At 57.0% G+C, this 18,033-nt stretch carries 12 protein-coding genes and 1 pseudogene; 3 read left to right on the forward strand and 10 right to left on the reverse strand.

Going from position 1 to position 18,033, the window contains the following annotated elements; genetic code table 11:
- Positions 1 to 7: 7 nt before the first annotated feature.
- Both ACR0KN_RS09970 and putA read right to left on the reverse strand, forming a co-directional pair.
- The gene (locus tag ACR0KN_RS09970; protein ID WP_010441853.1) at positions 8 to 751 is read right to left on the reverse strand and encodes a rhomboid family intramembrane serine protease; all 744 of its coding nucleotides are present in this window, start codon (positions 749 to 751) and stop codon (positions 8 to 10) included.
- 42 nt (positions 752 to 793) lie between these two features.
- Positions 794 to 4,192: a bifunctional proline dehydrogenase/L-glutamate gamma-semialdehyde dehydrogenase PutA gene (gene putA / locus ACR0KN_RS09975; RefSeq protein WP_480653194.1), complete on the reverse strand. Its 3,399-nt coding sequence runs from the start codon at positions 4,190 to 4,192 to the stop codon at positions 794 to 796.
- 103 nt (positions 4,193 to 4,295) lie between these two features.
- On the opposite strand from putA, the gene ACR0KN_RS09980 reads away from it, so the two are divergent.
- Positions 4,296 to 4,781, forward strand: a complete 486-nt coding sequence (locus ACR0KN_RS09980) for an Lrp/AsnC family transcriptional regulator (protein ID WP_480653196.1) — start codon at positions 4,296 to 4,298, stop codon at positions 4,779 to 4,781.
- Positions 4,782 to 4,812: 31 nt separating this feature from the next.
- Positions 4,813 to 5,370 (forward strand): tetratricopeptide repeat protein, encoded by a 558-nt coding sequence (locus tag ACR0KN_RS09985; protein WP_480653198.1) that lies wholly within the window; start codon positions 4,813 to 4,815, stop codon positions 5,368 to 5,370.
- Between the two features lie 60 nt (positions 5,371 to 5,430).
- Here the strand turns inward: ACR0KN_RS09985 and ACR0KN_RS09990 are convergent, their stop codons facing one another.
- Together ACR0KN_RS09990 and ACR0KN_RS09995 are read right to left on the reverse strand one after the other, a co-directional pair.
- On the reverse strand, positions 5,431 to 7,320 hold the full coding sequence (locus ACR0KN_RS09990) for a PhoX family protein (protein WP_480653200.1): 1,890 nt from the start codon (positions 7,318 to 7,320) through the stop codon (positions 5,431 to 5,433).
- 170 nt (positions 7,321 to 7,490) lie between these two features.
- The gene (locus ACR0KN_RS09995) at positions 7,491 to 9,134 is read right to left on the reverse strand and encodes a hypothetical protein (RefSeq protein ID WP_480653202.1); all 1,644 of its coding nucleotides are present in this window, start codon (positions 9,132 to 9,134) and stop codon (positions 7,491 to 7,493) included.
- A 351-nt stretch (positions 9,135 to 9,485) separates the two neighbouring features.
- Between ACR0KN_RS09995 and ACR0KN_RS10000 the strand changes: the two are divergent.
- Positions 9,486 to 10,583 (forward strand): annotated as a pseudogene (locus ACR0KN_RS10000) (tyrosine-type recombinase/integrase).
- 112 nt (positions 10,584 to 10,695) lie between these two features.
- Here the strand turns inward: ACR0KN_RS10000 and ACR0KN_RS10005 are convergent.
- Genes ACR0KN_RS10005 through ACR0KN_RS10030 form a run of 6 tightly spaced genes read right to left on the reverse strand, consistent with a single transcriptional unit; the run spans position 10,696 to position 17,883 of the window.
- Entirely contained in the window at positions 10,696 to 11,637 is a 942-nt protein-coding gene (locus tag ACR0KN_RS10005; protein WP_480653204.1) for an ABC transporter permease, read from the reverse strand.
- Entirely contained in the window at positions 11,634 to 12,677 is a 1,044-nt protein-coding gene (locus ACR0KN_RS10010) for an ABC transporter permease (RefSeq protein WP_480653206.1), read from the reverse strand. The genes ACR0KN_RS10005 and ACR0KN_RS10010 overlap by 4 nt, the downstream gene beginning before the upstream one ends.
- Complete coding sequence (locus tag ACR0KN_RS10015) at positions 12,667 to 14,187, reverse strand: ABC transporter ATP-binding protein (protein WP_480653208.1); 1,521 nt, start codon at positions 14,185 to 14,187, stop codon at positions 12,667 to 12,669. The genes ACR0KN_RS10010 and ACR0KN_RS10015 overlap by 11 nt, the downstream gene beginning before the upstream one ends.
- Positions 14,184 to 15,581, reverse strand: coding sequence for an amidase (locus ACR0KN_RS10020; protein ID WP_480653210.1), 1,398 nt, complete (start codon positions 15,579 to 15,581; stop codon positions 14,184 to 14,186). The genes ACR0KN_RS10015 and ACR0KN_RS10020 overlap by 4 nt, the downstream gene beginning before the upstream one ends.
- Entirely contained in the window at positions 15,559 to 16,542 is a 984-nt protein-coding gene (locus ACR0KN_RS10025; RefSeq protein WP_170472737.1) for a BMP family protein, read from the reverse strand. Before ACR0KN_RS10025 ends, ACR0KN_RS10020 begins: the two co-directional genes overlap by 23 nt.
- Before the next feature lie 39 nt (positions 16,543 to 16,581).
- Positions 16,582 to 17,883: an amidohydrolase family protein gene (locus tag ACR0KN_RS10030; RefSeq protein ID WP_480653212.1), complete on the reverse strand. Its 1,302-nt coding sequence runs from the start codon at positions 17,881 to 17,883 to the stop codon at positions 16,582 to 16,584.
- Positions 17,884 to 18,033 lie beyond the last annotated feature (150 nt).

An 18,033-nucleotide genomic window follows, 5' to 3' on the forward strand; every position in this document is an offset into this window, starting at 1 on the left:
TCCGCGATTACTTGCGCGGCACTTTGGGAATACGTGATTGCGACAGCTTATACTTGTGTCCCGGGTGTGGAGGATGGCCATGGGTGCGGTCCCAGAATCCAGGGCCTCCGCGCTTGAGCCAAAGAGGGACACACAGGATCAGGCCAACAAAGAACCCTCCGGTATGGGCCCAATAGGCAACGCCACCCTCATCAGGATTGCTGGACAGGCTTCCAAAGAACTGAAGGCCCAGCCAGACCCCAAGCATGACAAATGCCGGGATGGTGAATATCCGAATATAGACAATCAGGATCAAAAGGATATCGACGCGTGCCTTTGGGAAAAGCAGAAGATAACCGCCCATGACCCCAGCAATTGCGCCGGAAGCGCCGATTGTCGGCACCAAAGAGCCAGGTGCCGAGACAACGTGGATAAGCCCCGCACCGATTCCCGCCAGCAGATAGAATACAAGAAACAGAACATGCCCCATTTCATCTTCGAGATTATCGCCGAAGATCCATAAAAACAGCATGTTCCCGGCCAAATGCATCCAGCCCCCGTGCAGGAACATTGAAGTCACAAGCGTCTCGAGCCCATAGCCGTCGGTGATCCGTGCAGGAATGACGGCGTAGTCGAAGTAGAGCCGATTCATGGCCCGCGCATCGTCCATGATCCCTACATAGCCGAGGAAGATCAGGATATTTGCCGCCAGAAGGGCATAGACGACATACGGAGTACGCCCCGAAGGGTTATGATCGCGGATCGGAAACATGGCGCGACGCTGGGCTTTTCACCGCCCAGCGTCAAGGCCCGGTTATGCCGCACCTCCGAGTAGGGCGGCATTACCTCCGGCAGCGGTCGTGTCGACGCAGACATGGCGTTCGCCAAGAACACGCGCACGGTCAGGATGACCGGGTATCAGTGGGATAATCGGACCATTGCGCCGGGCCAGATGCTGCTCGATCTGGCGGGCGGTGTCGTCGTCGCCCCACCACAGAACGCCCGAGAAACCGGTCAGGTTTTCAAGCCGGTGTAAATCCAGCGCTCCGGCCATCCGGACTGCCGTTCCGCCCAAGCCTATAACCGCCTGCGCCTGTGCCTCGGCTGCATCGGGTCCAGGGCCCATACACAAGAGTGGCTCACGCGCATATTCGGTCAATCGGTTTGATTCTCCGGTTGGGCCGGGCAGCGATTGCGTGCGAGGTGGGGTAGGTTGTCCTTCGGGTGCGTTCATCTCTGCCGCACTGTCCCAGTGTCCCGAAGAATTCTGCCGATCCGTGGCGCAGAACCGCGCCATATAATTCGGTCCGCCTGCTTTGGGCCCTGTGCCCGAAAGGCCCTCACCACCGAACGGTTGTGAGCCTACGATTGCGCCGATCTGGTTGCGGTTGACATAGATATTGCCGGCGTGGATCGCTTCGGTCACATGCTGCACGCGATCGTCGATCCGTGTGTGTAAGCCGAAAGTCAGGCCATATCCTGTGGCGTTGATTTCTGCGATAACCTTGTCGATCTCTTGCGCCTTGAAACGGGCGACATGCAGCACCGGTCCGAATATTTCACGTTCTAATGCTGAGATGCCGGGGATTTCGATCAGAGTTGGTGCGATGAACGTACCTTCCGGTGGAGTAGAGAGTTCTTTCAGAACCCGCCCCTCTGCGCGCGCATTGGCGACGTGATCTGCGATACCCTGACGAGCCTGCTCGTCAATGACTGGGCCACAATCGGTTGAGATCAGCCAAGGATCGCCAACTTGCAGAGCGTCCATTGCCCCTTGCAGCATTGTCAGAACATCCTCGGCAATGTCCTCCTGCAGATAGAGACAGCGTAGGGCGGAACACCGTTGTCCCGCTGACTGGAAAGCGCTTTCGATGATCGATTGCACGGCTTGCTCCGGCAAGGCGGTGCTGTCCACGATCATGGCGTTCAGGCCGCCGGTCTCGGCGATCAGAGGTGTGCCGGGACGCATATGCTGGGCCATTGCAGACCGAATTTTCAATGCGGTTGCGGTCGAGCCGGTAAAGGCCACACCCGAGACGCGTTCGTCCGACGTCAACGCTACGCCCACTTTTGGTCCTCCGGGCAACAATTGCAGAACATCGCGCGGGACGCCAGCTTCGTGCATCAACTGAACAGCGCGATGTGCTATGAGGGGCGTTTGTGGGGCAGGGGCGGCGAGCACGGCGTTGCCAGTTGCCAGCGCGGCCGAAATTTGCCCCGTGAAGATCGCCAGAGGGAAATTCCAAGGGCTGATACAGGTGAAAATCCCGGCTGGCTTGGCCGCCGGAATATTGGCGGCGTAATAACGTAGGAAGTCGACTGCCTCGCGTAGCTCGGCAACCGCATCGGGTACAGATTTCCCGGCTTCGCGAGCGAGCAGGGCGAATAGCTCGCCGTAGTGCGCCTCGTAGAGGTCGGCGGCTTTGTTCAGGACTTCAGCGCGGGTGGCTGCCGTGGCCTGCCATGGGCAGGCACTGGCAAGCGCCAGCTCGACATCGGTCAGACTGGCAACAGCGACTGAGCCCGGGCGGTCCTGCGGCCGGGCCGGGTTGATAACAGGCAATTCTGACTGGGGCTGAGCGTCGTCCGAAAGCAATGGCCGGGCGTACCAGTGATGGGCGCGGTAAGCATCGCGCGCAATGTCGACCCGGTCCAGTGTTGGCGTATGATGCAAATCGAACCCTTTCGAGTTCGGACGCTCGGGTGCAAACAATTCTGGTCCGGTCGGCAGTGGTTTTGCAGGTTTCTGAACGGCTTGGAACGGGTCTGCCGCAACAATTTCCGGTTCGACATCTTCATCAACAATCTGGTTGACGAAGGACGAATTCGCCCCGTTCTCCAGCAGACGCCGCACCAGATAGGCTAACAGGTCACGGTGCGCGCCGACAGGTGCGTAGATACGGCAGCGGGCGCTCTGCTTGTCGCGCACGATCTGATGCAGGGTCTCTCCCATTCCGTGCAGGCGCTGGAATTCGAACGGTTGGTCGTCAGCCATATGCAGGATTGCACTGACCGTATGGGCGTTATGGGTGGCAAATTGCGGATAGATGCGGTCGGTCATATCCAGCAACTTGCGAGCATTGGCGATGTAGGACACATCGGTCGCTGCCTTCTGGGTGAAGACCGGAAACCCATCGACGCCTTCGACCTGAGCGCGCTTGATTTCGGTGTCCCAATACGCGCCCTTCACCAACCGCACCATCAGCTTGCGGTCATGACGTTCGGCCATCTCGTAGAGCGTATCCAACACGAGACCGGCGCGGGGGCCGTAGGCTTGTACGACAATGCCGAACCCGTCCCAGCCTGCCAGTGCAGGCTCGGCCATGACTTCTTCGATGACCTGCAGCGACAGAGAGAGGCGATCGGCCTCCTCTGCGTCGACATTCAGCCCCATGCCCGCGGCCTTTGCAAGCAGTGCCAGAGCCCGAAGGCGGGGAACCAACTCCTCCATGACCCGCTGTTCTTGCGCCAGTTCATAGCGGGGGTGCAGCGCGGACAGCTTGACCGAGATACCGGGGTTTTCGCGGATGTCTTTGTGGGTGCAGGCTTCGGCAATGGCGGCGATGGCACGGGAATAGGACAGATGATAGCGGGCGGCGTCGGCTTCGGTCCGTGCGGCTTCGCCCAGCATGTCGTAGGAATAGGTGTATCCTTTGTCCTCCATCCCCGCAGCGCGCTTCATGGCGGACTGAATGGTCTCGCCCAGAACAAATTGGCGCCCCATTTCTTTCATCGCGCGACCCACGGCAGTTCTGATTACCGGCTCGCCCAAACGTTTGATTGCCCCGCGCAAAGCGCCCACTGGCGAAGTTTTGTCCTCATCCAGAACGCGCCCGGTCAGCATCAGCGCCCATGTCGAGGCGTTCACCAGCGACGAGGATGATTGTCCCAAGTGCTTGCCCCAGTCCGATGGCGCGATCTTGTCTTCGATCAATGCGTCGATAGTGTCCGCGTCGGGGACACGCAGCAGTGCCTCGGCAAGACACATTAGCGCGACGCCTTCATCGGTGGACAGGCCGTATTCGGCTAGAAACACCTCCATCATACCGGGCGACGTGCTGGAGCGAATGTCGCGCACGAGCTGCGCTGCCGCCTTACAGATGTCGGCGCGGTCAGTTTGTGACAGGTCGGCTTGAGCGATCAAAGCGTCCAGCACGGTCGATTGCTCGACGTAGGTTTGGGTATCGATTTTGGTGCGCAGGCTATGTGACATGTGTACTCCGGGGCTTTTGCCTAATATAACTGTCCTTGAGCGGGAGAATGGACTGAATTTTTTCTTCTTATAGTCGAATGGACCGATTTTATGGGGTAAGATGATGCGAAACGACTTGTCAGGTCTTGATCAGTTCGATCATGCCATCCTCACGGTGCTAGCCGAGGATGGTCGCATTTCGGTAACAGATCTTGCGCGCAAGATCGGCTTGTCGAAGTCCCCGACACAAGCACGACTCAAGCGGCTTGAGGCGGACGGGATCATCACGGGATACCGGGCCATGCTTGATCCGATCCGTTTGGGCCTTGATCATGTCGCCTTTGTCGAAGTGCGTCTGACGGATACACGCGAAAAGGCGCTGGCTGAGTTTAACGCGGCTGTGCGTAAGGTTGCCGAGATTGAACAGGCCCACATGATCGCGTCAAACTTCGATTACCTGCTTAAAATACGTACCCGTTCGATGTCGGAATACCGCACTGTTCTGGCCGAAAAAATCTCATCCCTGCCGCATGTTGCGAATACCTCTACCTTCGTGGCGATGGAAGCGGTGAAAGAAACGGGGTTACTCGCCCCGCTAGAAAACGGTTGACCTATGGGTTCTGGGGATCAGGTTAGTGGGGATGAAACTCGCATTTGCCGTTTTCCTTGCCGTTTCTGCTGTGCAGGCCACCGCTGACTGCCCGGTCGCACCCGACCATATCTCTGGGATCGACTCTCTGATCGCGCAGGCTCAAGATGCTTCGACCGAGCAAGAAGCGCGAGGCATCTCCGGCCAGATGTGGCAGCTTTGGACCGATGCTCCGGATGCGAGGTCGCAAACCTTGTTGGATCGTGGAATGTCAATGCGCGAGGCCTGGAATTTGGCTGGAGCGTTGGCAGAGTTCGATGCACTCGTTGCTTACTGTCCTGAATATGCCGAAGGGTACAATCAGCGCGCCTTTGTCAATTACTTGCAGCAAGACTATGGGGCGGCTCTGATTGATCTGAACCGGGCCATAGAGCTCTCGCCGAACCATGTTGCCGCGCTCAGCGGGCGGGCATTGTCGCTGTTGGGGCTGAAGCGCATGGATGAGGCGCGCGCGGCGCTGAACCATGCACTGGAATTGAACCCCTGGCTATCCGAACGTGCGCTGCTTGCCCCGGGTGGCCTGCTTGACCCGCCTGGCGAGGATATCTGAACCAAAGCAGAAAACGCCCCCGAACCCGAGTTCGAGGGCGCTCTCACTCATTGGATCGGTTTAGCCAACAAGCCCGTTATCGGTACGTTTGATCGCGATCACCGATGAGCGTGGCGTGCCGCCATCGGGCCAATTGCTGCCGGGGTGCTGGATGCCCACGAACATGGTACGCAGATCGGTAGACCAAGCCAGGCCGGTGACCTCGCAGCCATTGGGACCGGTCATAAAGCGCACGATCTCGCCGGCGACAGGATCACCAACCAACATCTGGTTATTGCCATTGCCAGCGAAATCTTCTTCGTTGTTGTCTTTGCCATCCGTCTGAATCCAGACCAGTCCTGTCGAGTCGATCGCCATACCGTCTGGTGAGTTGAACAGGTTGCCCTCATTCACGTTCGCTGAACCAGCGCGGTCGTCCGAATGTACGGTCGGGTTTCCGGCCATGACATACAGGTCCCAATCAAAGCCAGTTGCCGCGTGATCCTCATTCGCTGGGCGCCAGCGCACGATTTGACCGTATTTGTTGGCATCGCGCGGGTTTGGACCGTTGGCCGAGGTATTGTCGCCACCAGCATTTGGCTTCACGCCGCGGTTCTTGTTGTTGGTCAGACAGCAATAAGCCTCAACTGCAACAGGGCTTGAGGCCACCCATTCCGGGCGGTCCATGGTGGTGCCGCCCACTGCCGAAGCGGCCATACGGGTAAAGATCAGGATCTCGGCCGCATCCATACCTGTAGAATCGGGCGTCAAAGGCAGCCACTCACCGCTCATGTCGTCGTTAAATTTGGCGACAAAAAGTGTTCCGTCGTTCAGCAGATTTTCGGTGTCGACACCGGGAGCGTAGGCAGCGTTCGAGACGAATTTGTAAAGGTACTCGCCGCGCTCATCGTCGCCCATATAGACCACGACACGACCGTCGGCCGCCAGCGCCACCTCGGCATTTTCGTGCTTGAAGCGGCCCAGACCGGTGTGCTTGACCGGGGTGCTGTCGGGCTTGGTCGGGTCGATTTCAACGATCCAGCCTGCGCGATGTGGTTCGTTAGGGTTTTTCGAGGTGTCAAAGCGTGGATCAAACGACTCGTAGCCATTCCAGCTTTCGGCCTTGATGCCATAGCGCTTCATGCCATCTGCGACCTTCTGGTCGTAGCTGGCATTTTCATCAGAGGAGCCGAAGTAACCGTTGAAATTCTCTTCGCAGGTCAAGTAGGTGCCCCAAGGCGTCTTGCCCGAACCACAGTTATTCATCGTACCCAGCGCCGCGGTGCCGGTGGGATCAGATTCGGTTTTCAGCAACTCGTGCCCCGCAGCAGGGCCGGCGATCCTCATCGGCGTATTGTGGTGGATCCGGCGGTTGAAAGGACTGTCCTTTACGGCCACCCAGCCCTCAGGGCCTTCCTTGATCTCCATCACGGTCACGCCCTGAATGTTCTGGAGTTTCAGAACGTCATCTGCGCTGGCAGGCACTCCCTCCTGTGCGGCAGGCAGGTTTATCTTTCGGTTCGGATATTCGTGGTTGATCGCGATCAACTCGTGACCCTGGAATGAAAAGGTTTCCATCCCATCGGTGTTCTCACCAAAGATCTTGTCAGAGTTCTCAACAGAACCGCCATCGGTCAGATCATAACCGTCCGCTTCCGAAAACAGCGGATCACCCCAGCGCATCAGCATCTTCCACTTATAGCCTTCGGGCACGTGGACGGTGCCATCGGTCTGCGCAGGGATCGGGGTGAAGGCAAAGCGCGAAGCTCCAACAGCCTGTGCTGCGGTTGAGGTCAATAGACCTGCACCCATGGCTGCAGCACCCGATCCGAATGCTACAACACCAGCCAGAAATCCGCGACGAGAGATGGCACTTTCCACGACGCGATCAAAATCGTTTTCCTCGGGGCGAGGGAAGTGCAGCTCATCCCAATCATCGGCGGACATGTTTGTAGGATCGAAGTCTTTCATGGATAGCTCCTGGCTGTCGGAATGCAATTTCGTTCAGCGGGTGTAGGGCGCTCACATGACAGAAATATAATAGTTTTATCAAATAATTTTTACACGTCGTTGGGGGGCAAACCAGTACTGATTTGCCCACGGGTCTGAACAAATTACAACCGCTACATAGGTGAGGACGACTAGGCAGCTCTCACCTTGCTGCGGCAATAGCAGGATGCGTGAACCGGAACCGTCGCGCGCGCCGCCGCCTGATCCAGCAGGAGTTTGATATGCCGCGCTTCAGTCTCTTCGCCGCGCTGCACCAGACATTCGTGCAAGCCATGAAGACTCCAGATATTGCGCGGATGTTGGCAGGCGCGCGCCAGCGTATCGTCAAGGCCCAGATCGGCGCGGTAGACCGCTTCAGCCTCGTCAAATTGACCAGCCTCCATCAACAACGCGCCCAACGCGTGGCGCGTCGGCTGCATCCACCCCCAGGGTTCGTCATAGACCAAGGCGTCATCCAGTTCGACCGACCGACGTAGATGGGTTAGTCCGCCTTCCTGGTCTCCGGATTTGAAAGCGATCTCACCATCCATCATGGCTTCGCCAATCATCAAAACATCCTCGGCTGTATTGTTGAAGACCAGACGGCTTTCCGGCACCGCCTTGCGCGCCTCAACAGCCACTTCACGGGCTTGGTTGGCGGCGTCCAACTGTCCCAGGTTTGCAAGTGCGACCGCGCGTGCCTGTTGAATCGCGGCCGTTGTGTAGCTGTATAGTTCGGCATCTTCGGGCAGTGGTTCATCCAGAATTTCCTGCCACATGCCAAATCGGACCATGACATGGACCTTCTTGCCATAGAAAGATTCAAACAGGTCTGGGAAGAACCGGATCACATTGTCAGGCAGCATCCGCATCAGCTCTTCCGATGCAGCGAGTGCCTTTTCAGGCTGCCCGAGGAACATGGCGCCGTAGGCTTCGAAATGCACATTGTGGACACGATAGACGGTATAAAAGTTCTCGCCCCCTGCCATCGCTTCGTATTTCTGGTCAACGGCGGCGGCTCGATGATTGCGCCAGACGACATTCTGATAGTCACCACAAAGAACATCGATATGCGTGGCCATATGCACCAGGTGTCCGCTATCTGGGACCAAATCGACCAGCCGATCCCCGTGTCGCAGGGCCTTTTCGGGTGTAGGTGACATCTCCATCAGGTGGATATACATATGCAGCAGCCCTGGGTGGTCCCAAGCGCCAGGCAGGTTATCAAACGCTGTTTCCAATACGGTCTGAGCCTCTTTGGTCGAAGCCCCTTCGGCAGGTATCCCTTTCTTCAAATCCCAAAGCTGCCATGGGGTGCGGTTCATCAAAGCCTCGGCAAATACAGATGAGACCTCAAGATCGTCTGGATTGTTTGAATAGACCTCACGCATTGAATCCGCGAACGCGTCATTCCAAGGTGTGTAATCCTCGATCTTGGGGTCCGAAGGAAAACGATGTGATATCGCTTCGATCAAAGCGGCCTCGACCTGTGTAGATGTTTTGCGCAACGCCATAGCCGCCTCGATTGACTGTTGGGCTTTCTCGAGCGTTGCGGCTTTTTCATCGGGCTCAAAAAACTCCCACGGCTTGTTGTAGTTGGGGCCAATGGCATAGGCGATACCCCAGTGAGCCATGCCACATTTCGGGTCATAGGTCAGTGCTTGTTCGAAGCAGGCGGCTGCGGCCTCATGATTATATCCGAACAACCAGACCAGACCCTGGTCGAATAGTTCCTGAGCTTTATCAGATGAAGTTGTTATGGCACGACTATACGTGCCGAGGTCAAATTCGGTCATCAATCAATCCCCCGTGTGATATCCGCCGAGGAAGAGCGAGCAGCGCCTGTCGGCGGATGTCTGAAGGATAGCACATTTTGAGCGAGGCTTTGGGGGCACTAAGAATAGCGTCTGAAAAAGCGTGTATCGGAATGATTTCGCTTCTTGGCGATCGTGAGTGCATGGAATACTCAGCGTCCGTGCTGAGAGGGCGTTGTATAGTAGTAAGACATTAGCCTTCTAAGCTGATGTAATGTGTTTCCAAGACATTCCTGTTTTTGCCGAGTGGTTAATTATATGTATTTATTTTATTGATAATCGTTCCTCAAGATTCCTTGTGTTTCAATTCACTTCCGACAAAAAACTGACAAAATGCCAAAGCTTACTGAGACCTTTGCGCGCAAGGTTCCGCAGACAAAAACTGGCACCGCCAAGCACTGGGACAGCGAGATCAAAGGGCTCGTTCTTTTCGTTCGGAAGAAGTCAAAGACTTGGTATTTTCAGAAGGGTGTTGGAGGGCAAACCCGGCGGGTTCTGATTGGGCGGCATCCGGTGATTTCGGCAGATGCAGCACGTCAAACAGCCTTAGGTTTTGCGCTGGATAGGGGCAGAGGGGCCGGAAAGAAAATCCAGATTGGGGCGCCAACCCTTGCCGAAGCGATGGAGGCTTATCTGGCGCGCCCCAATCCTCGTTCGGAAGCTCACAAACAAGGTCTTCGACAACAAGTGGAACGACACCTGAAAGATTGGCTTCGTCTGTCGTTAGATGAAATCACGAAGCGAATGGTTGTTGAGAAGCACCAATCGATGGCGGCAACGCCATCAACAGCTAACCATACACTCAAATACTTCCGAACTGTTTGGAACCATGCTCGTCGTGTACATGAGTTGCCAGAATGCCCAACGCTGGCCATTGAATGGTTTGAGGAAACTCCCGACAGTTCGGTTATCGACGATTTCATTGCCTGGAGACAGACCATGGAAATTTTACATAATCCAATCCGCTGGGTGTTCTAAGAGCTGTTTTTGTTTACAGGATTGAGAAAAACCGAAGCACTGACTTTGGAGTGGCGCAATTTACACGAGGACCATATTCACCTGCCAATGACCAAGAACGGTCGTAGCTTTGATCTACCAATCTTACAATTGCATCATGAGATACTGGCTCCGATGCGTGGACTGAGCCGCAGATGGGTTTTCCCTTCGCCCAAATCTCCAACAGGTCATCTCAGCGGCCCCGCAAGAATGGGGTGGTCACCACATACCCATCGCCGCACATTTGCAACGGTGGCAATGGAGGCGGGTGTACTTGAGGAGATCGTGGGACGATTGCTCAACCATACACCCCTTTCGATCGTAGGGCAGCATTACGTGAAACCTTCGCTGGCGGCACTCAGGCCAGCCATGGAAGCTGTTTGTCGGGAATTGGATCTGAAGGTTGGAAGGAACTCGATGGATTGCAATGACTAAGCGAGATTGGATTTGGCCAGTAGACCCTGAGTTATTCGAACTTGATATGCCTGAACAAATACTTTTCCCTGGAATTTCGTTGGTGCTGGCCAATATGAGCGAACGAATGCCACTAACGTTCACCGCGTCGATAGGGTGCCATCAATGCTGCGGGTACTTCGGCTCTGCGGGCGACAAGGACGAGCGCAACGATCGAAAGTACATACGGCGCCATAAGGAACAACTGATATGGCACACCCTCAACCGTTGTCTGCAATCGCAGTTGGTATGCATCGAAGAAAGCGAACAACACCGCGCCAATCAGAGCCTTACCGGGCCGCCAGCCAGCGAAGACTACCAATGCAATGCAGATCCAACCGCGCCCCTGCACCATGCCCGGGAAAAAGCTGTTGAACGCAGTTGTGGTCAGGAAGGCCCCGCCCACCGCCATCAAAGCCGACCCGACAACAACTGCGCCGATACGGATACGGATCGGGTTCAGCCCCTGCGCCTCAACCGCATGAGGGTTCTCACCGGTCATACGAATGGCCAACCCCAACGGCGTGCGGGCAAGAACATAGGCCATCACAGCCACCGCAGTGAGCGCCAGATAGGTCGGCAAAGCTTGGGAAAACAGGATCGGTCCCAAAACGGGAATATCTGACAGGACCGGAATATCGAGCGGCTTAAAAGCTTCGATCGTAGGGGGAAGATCTCCTACCTCAACAAGCAACCTGTACAGGTAATAGGCTAAAGCGGATGCAAACAACGTTATGCCCAGCCCTGAGACGTGTTGTGAAAGCCCAAGTGGAACTGTCAGTATGGCATGAAGCAATCCCATCACTGCGCCGCAAAGCGCTGCAAAGATGAGGCCTACAAGCAATGGTGCGCCCATGTAGACGACAAGCCAACCGCTCATCGCCCCCATGGTCATGATCCCCTCGATTCCCAGATTGAGCACGCCCGAACGTTCGCAAAGCAACGCGCCAAGAACACCAAATATGAGCGGTGTCGCAATACGCAACACAGAAGCCCAAAGACTGGTATTCAGCAGCAGATCAATTGCATCACTCATCGGCGCACCCGGTAGGTTGTGAAAAGAAGGGCCACGATCATGGTGAGCAGGCACAGCGCCACAATCACATCGGCAATGAAACTGGGAACACCCGTCGCACGGCTCATGGCGTCGGCCCCGACAAAGACGGTAGCGACGAAAACAGCGGCAGCGACCACTCCAGCGGGATGCAAAGCGGCGAGCATCGCGACAACAATGCCTGCATAACCAAATCCGGGGCTCATAGTGGTGGTGACACCCGCAGTGACCCCCATGACTTCGACAGACCCGGCAAGCCCTGCCAAAGCGCCCGAAAGCAGGGCTACACCCATGATCGTTTGGGGCAAAGAAATTCCGGCAAAGGCAGCGGCACTGGCGTTTAAGCCTGCTGCACGTGTTTCAGCACCAAAAACAGTACGCGCAAGGATCAGCCAAACAGCACCTGCTGCAGCAATAGCAACAAGCAGCCCGATATGAAGACGTGTACGGGGGATCAGATCCGGAAGGCGGTAATCCCCGTCTACGGGCACCGAAGAGGGCCACCCAAAGGCCAGCGGATCGCGCATAGGACCCTCAATCATGAGGCCAACGAAAAGGATGACGATGAAGTTGAGCAGCAGGGTTGTCACCACCTCATCTACGCCGAAACGCAAGCGTAAAAAGGCAGGTCCAGCCAACAGGGCCGCTCCCGCCGCCATGCCTGCCAACATCAAGATCGGAACACCGATCCACCCTGGAACCCCGAGTGAATGACCGATCCAAGCGGTGATCAGCGCCCCAACAAAGAACTGTCCCTCGCCCCCGATGTTCCAAAGCCGCGCTCGGAAGGCGACAGCAGCGGCGAGCCCCGTAAAGACAAGCGGAGTAGCGCGGGTCAGCATCTCGGCGATGGAAAGGCGCGAGCCGAATGCGCCATTCACCATTTCGCCATAAGCCGTTAGCGGATTTACATCAGCAGCAGCGATGAGACCTGCGGCCAAAAGCAATGCAGTTAAGATCGCGGCCAGTGGCGCAATGATCGCAAGGTGCAGCGGCACATACGAGCGTCGTTCAAGCCGCATCATCATTTCCCTTCCAGACACCTGCCATCATCAGGCCAAGGCGTTGTGGATCGGCTTCATCAGCCGATATCGGTTCTGACAAGCGACCTTTTACGATGGCCTGTATTCGGTCTGACAGGGCCACAGCTTCTTCCAGTTCTTCCGAGATGAGCAGGATCGCGGCACCTTCGGCCCGTGCTGCCAAAAGCTCGGCATGAACCGAAGCAATTGCCCCTTCATCAAGACCTCGCGTCGGCTGGTTTGCGAGCACAAAGCGCGGCCCGTTGGTCAGGACCCTACCAAGGATCAGCTTTTGCATATTACCCCCGGATAATAGCCGCGTTCGCGTATCAGGAGCGGCGCCTCGGATATCGAAACGTTCGATCAAGCCCGAAGTGTATTCGCGGGCCGCGCGTTGCCGAACGAAGCCCCTACGCGAAAATTCCGGTGTGCGCAGCCGTTCAAGCACCGCGTTTTCCCACAGGCTCAACTCACCCACGACACCTTCTGCGTGCCGGTCTTCCGGCACCCGACCTGCGCCAGCGCGGATCATGCCGCGCGGCCCCAGATGGCCGATATCTTCGTCCAGCAGTGTCAATCTTCCGGCAATTGGGTGAACCAACCCAGACAGCAATCCACCAAGCGAGGCCTGCCCATTGCCTGAAACACCGACGATACCAAGGATCTCACCAGCATGGACGGTGAATGACACTTCATCCAGCCGTACCTCACCGCCCTCTTCCACGCGCACATTGTTAGCAACAAGAACCGGTGCGCCGATCTCGTGGTCATGACGTACAGGCCGTTCCACCTTGCGGCCAACCATCAGTTCCGCCAATTCTTCAGGTGTGGTTTCAGGTGTATTGCGTTCTGCGACCATCTTACCGCCACGAAGCACCACAACACGGTCAGAGGCTGCCATGACCTCATGCAGCTTGTGGCTAATGAAGATAAGCGAGAGGCCTTCTTTCGTCATATCGCGCAGCGTCTCGAACAGGCGCATCGCCTCGGGCCGGGCCAGAACGGCAGTAGGTTCATCCAAGATCAGTATGCGCGCGTCGCGATAGAGCGCTTTGAGAATTTCGACGCGCTGGCGCTCACCCACGGACAGTGACCTGACCTTGGCTTCGGGGTTCACAGGCAGGCCGAACCGCTCTGCGATTTGCAACAATTTCTTACGCGCCTCACTCCGGGCAGAACGTGCGCGCGTCAGGGGTTCGGAACCAAGCATAACGTTTTCCAGAACCGTAAGGTTGCCCGCAAGCGTGAAGTGCTGGTGTACCATCCCCACACCCACCTCGATCGCTGCGCGCGGCAGGCCCGGGGGCAGCTCTTTTCCAAATACCCTGACCGAGCCTTCGTCGGCTGCGTAATGGCCGAACAGGATATTCATCAGCGTCGTCTTACCCGCACCATTTTCACCCAACAGCGCAAGGATTTCCCCTTCCTCCAGTGTGAGGGTCACATCGTCATTTGCAGTAAGCGCACCAAAACGCTTGGTAATGTCGTGTAGTTCCAGAACTTTAGTCATGCGGGCAACCCTGCGATTGGGTGCGGAAAAGGAATTGCGGGCGCGCGGGCCTCGATCAATGCACCAAGTTTCAGCAACGCGAAATCAGCACCGGGTGGACCGACCAGCTGAACACCAAGCGGCAAGCCGTTAGCCATGCCAAAAGGCAACGCCAAAGCAGGCAGGCCCGCGACATTGGCAATTGCCGCGTTCGGGGCAAAAGCCTCCAGCTGCGCCATGTGTTTATCGGGAGCAGTGCCAGACAGGTCCAAAGCACCAACTACGGGCGGCGCAGACGAAAGGACCGGCATCAGGATGGCATCAGCAGACCTGAAAAGTTTGTTAGCGCGATTTGTCAGACGTGCGAGCTGTCGTGAGGCCGCAAAAAGCGCTGTGGCAGGTGTTGCCCGACCCTCGGCAGCCATGGCCGCGGCAAGCGGTGGAATCTTATCATCAGGGATCCTGAGCGCTGTCAGCCACTCGGCCAACGAAACAGCCAGTATGGTTCGGGCAATTGAATGAGCTTCGGCCCCCAGCCGGTCGGGGGCGCGAACTTCATACACCTCACAACCTGAAACGCGCAGCGCGTCTGCAGCAGCTTTCGCGGCCTGGCACTGGACTGCTCCGCAACGCTCTGGCAATGCCACTGCGACACGGGGGCGTTCCGGCAGACGGGCTGGGGTCATCGGCTGGGCTACCGCGTCAAAGGCGGTCTTCACATCGCGTACTGACCGCGCCAGGACCAATTCAGACGCGATCCCCATCAGGTGATTGGCGAAATCAGGGCCACCGGGCACCGCACCACGAGAAGGCTTGAGTCCGGTCAATCCACAGCAAGCAGCGGGTACCCTGATAGACCCGGCTGCATCCGTGGCATGCGCAATGGCAACGATTCCCGCAGCAACTGCCGCCGCGGCACCACCGGATGAACCACCGGGCGTCAGCGAGGAATTCCATGGGTTGCGAGACGCAGCCATGCCATCAGGCTCGCATGTCAGGGATAGGCCAAACGGAGGTGTTGCGGTCAGGCCGAACGGGATCAGCCCGGTCTGGCGGAGACCTTGCAACAGATGGCTGTCATTCTCGGGTTTGCGCCCCTGTGCACGGATTGCCGAGGACCCCGCCGTCGCAGGAAGATCTTTGGCAAAACCACCAAGATCTTTTACCAAGAACGGAACCCCGTGAAGTGGTCCGCGTTGGTCTGGCGGCAATGCGTCTGCCGCCTTTGCCCCGGCGCGCGCCATATCTTCGTCCAGATAAACCACGGCCCCCAAATCCGCCCGTTCGTAGCAGGCGTCAAGACTGGCTTCCATCACGTCGTAGGCAGCGATCTGCCCCTCCGAAATGGCAGCGGCAAGAGCCGTGGCATCGGTCACGTCAAAACCCTCGGGATCAGGAGGGTTCGCTTTCGTCAATCGGCACGTCCCATTCGCCGGATTGGATCGCGGCTTGTTTGGCCTCCATCCCAGGTATGGCGTCGGCAGGTACTTCGTCGGCGACATAAATCAGCTCATTACCGCCATGGGCCATAAAGGAATATTCCGTGTAATTGCGGCCGGTTGGATTGCCGGCCTGAACATCAGCCACGATTGCCTCAATGGTAGGACCGTAGTTCCAGATCGCATTGGCAAAGACCGTGCCCGGGTAGCGCGGCGTATAATCGATAAGCGAACCGATGGCCTTCACACCCCGCGCTTGGGCCGCATCCGCAGTGCCAATGCGTTCGCCAAACAGGATATCCGCACCCGCATCGATCTGGGCAATCGCAGCTTCCTGCGCGCGGGCCGGATCAAACCACGCACCTATAAAGCCATTGACGAATGTGGCGTCCGGGTTCACTTCACTCACACCCATGCGGAAAGCGTTAATCAGCAGGTTCACCTCAGGGATCGGATAGCCACCGACCGAGCCATAAACGTTGCTTTCTGACATTTGGCCCGCGAGCATCCCGGCAAGATAGGCTGCCTCGTGATTGCGGGTCCCAAAGACACCAAAGTTGTCACCTTCCGGCCCGCCGGAAGACCCCATCAGAAACGCAGTGTCGGGGTAATCACCCGCCACTTCGCGTGCTTCGCGTTCCACGGCGTAGGACTCGCCCCAAATGATTTGCGCACCACCTTCGGCATACTCACGCATCGCACGGGGATAGTCAGTCGGAGCCACACCCTCCGAGAACTCATACTCGATCAGACCAGCATCGGCAGCCTCCTGCATCGCCACATGGATACGGCTGTTCCATGCGTTTTCAACCGGAGACATATGCACGCCGGCGACTCGGGTCGCTGATTGTGCATTCACGCGGCGGACATAAGCCGGCAGGGCCAGCGTGGCCGCAGCGCCGACCATCAGTTGACGGCGGGTTGTGGTGAGTTTCATTGGTAGATCCTCTTCTGTTGGTGGCAATTGTTCTTGTTATTAAGCTTCCTGAGTATTGGGCCTTGGCGCATAATCGGCGGGGTCCAGGGTCGTGGGGCGACCGGGCAACGAAAGCGCGGCCATTCGGGGTTCTGTGCGGGCCAGCACCTTTCCGTTTTTGATGACGGCAAGGCGGGTGGCTTTCATGCGAACAGCTTCAATCGGATCGCACGCTTGCAGCACTACCATATTGGCAGGGCCGCCCTTGCGGATTGTGGGGTCAGGCAGGCCCATAGCCTTGGCCCCGTTTAGGGTGACGGATGTAAAAGCCCACTCCATCGCCGCTCGGGATGTCATGGGCACTGCATGTACGCCCATATGGGCCACTTCCAACATGTCGGCAGAACCAAGCGAATACCATGGATCCATTGTGCAATCTTGCCCGAAGGCGACGTTTACACCTGCCGCGCGCAGCTCTGGCACTCGGGTCAGCCCCCGACGGCGCGGATAGGTGTCCGAGCGACCTTGCAACGTTATGTTGATGAGCGGGTTGGGCACCACGTTCATGCCGCTTTCCGCAATCAGAGGAATAAGCTTCGAGGCATAATAATTATCATAGGAATGCATTGCCGTGACATGGCTTGCTGTAACTCGCCCGCCAAGCCCAAGGCGCGTGGTCTCATAGGCCAAGGTTTCCACGTGTCGCGACATTGGATCGTCGCTTTCATCGCAATGCAAATCCAGCATCAGGCCACGGTCCACCGCTATCTCGGCCAGTCTCCTGACCGACCGGGCACCTTCCGACATCGTACGCTCAAAATGCGGGATGCCACCTACCACGTCGACACCCATATCAAGGGCTTGGATCAAGTTTTCTTCCGCATTTTGTGCTCGGTAAAGACCATCTTGCGGGAATGCTACCAGTTGCAGATCAATATAGGGGGCGACCTGCTTGCGGACCTCCAACAGTGCTTCAACGCCAACCAAAGGTGCGGATGAAACATCCACATGCGAACGGATAGCCAATAACCCTTGCGATACGGCAAGGTCGCAATATCGCATGGCACGGTCAATCACTGCTTCAGGTGTCAGCAGGGGCTTCAGCTCACCCCAAAGCGCAATGCCTTCCAATAGTGTCCCCGAGACGTTCATGCGAGGCGATCCAAGGCTCAGGGTCGCATCCATATGGAAGTGTGGGTCGGTAAAGGGGGGTGAAACCAAGCGCCCAGCCGCATCGATTTCTTCGCCCGCGTTAGCCTCGATCTTGGTGGCAATTTCTGCGACGCGGTCACCCTTGATCGCAATATCCAGCGGCCCTCGGCCATCTGGCAGGTGGGCTTGTCTGATGATAATGTCGAGCATTCATCCTCCCCCAAATTTGACCACATGGTAAAAGCATTCTGATAAAATGCTATATATTTTTGAGTTTTTCAGAAGCCAGCGCATCGGATAGTCTGACGCAATTCGGATGCCTGTGGACGCGAGACCGTGAGGGGTCGATCGAATACAAAC

It is taken from the genome of Ruegeria sp. AP7, from assembly GCF_056539905.1.

What these genes read in the sequence shown, in the direction of transcription:
- ACR0KN_RS09970 (WP_010441853.1), bottom strand. Translation starts at nt 751, where the DNA reads ATGTTTCCGATCCGCGATCATAACCCTTCGGGGCGTACTCCGTATGTC.
- putA (WP_480653194.1), bottom strand. Translation starts at nt 4,192, where the DNA reads ATGTCACATAGCCTGCGCACCAAAATCGATACCCAAACCTACGTCGAG.
- ACR0KN_RS09980 (WP_480653196.1), top strand. Translation starts at nt 4,296, where the DNA reads ATGCGAAACGACTTGTCAGGTCTTGATCAGTTCGATCATGCCATCCTC.
- ACR0KN_RS09985 (WP_480653198.1), top strand. Translation starts at nt 4,813, where the DNA reads ATGAAACTCGCATTTGCCGTTTTCCTTGCCGTTTCTGCTGTGCAGGCC.
- ACR0KN_RS09990 (WP_480653200.1), bottom strand. Translation starts at nt 7,320, where the DNA reads ATGAAAGACTTCGATCCTACAAACATGTCCGCCGATGATTGGGATGAG.
- ACR0KN_RS09995 (WP_480653202.1), bottom strand. Translation starts at nt 9,134, where the DNA reads ATGACCGAATTTGACCTCGGCACGTATAGTCGTGCCATAACAACTTCA.
- ACR0KN_RS10005 (WP_480653204.1), bottom strand. Translation starts at nt 11,637, where the DNA reads ATGAGTGATGCAATTGATCTGCTGCTGAATACCAGTCTTTGGGCTTCT.
- ACR0KN_RS10010 (WP_480653206.1), bottom strand. Translation starts at nt 12,677, where the DNA reads ATGCGGCTTGAACGACGCTCGTATGTGCCGCTGCACCTTGCGATCATT.
- ACR0KN_RS10015 (WP_480653208.1), bottom strand. Translation starts at nt 14,187, where the DNA reads ATGACTAAAGTTCTGGAACTACACGACATTACCAAGCGTTTTGGTGCG.
- ACR0KN_RS10025 (WP_170472737.1), bottom strand. Translation starts at nt 16,542, where the DNA reads ATGAAACTCACCACAACCCGCCGTCAACTGATGGTCGGCGCTGCGGCC.
- ACR0KN_RS10030 (WP_480653212.1), bottom strand. Translation starts at nt 17,883, where the DNA reads ATGCTCGACATTATCATCAGACAAGCCCACCTGCCAGATGGCCGAGGG.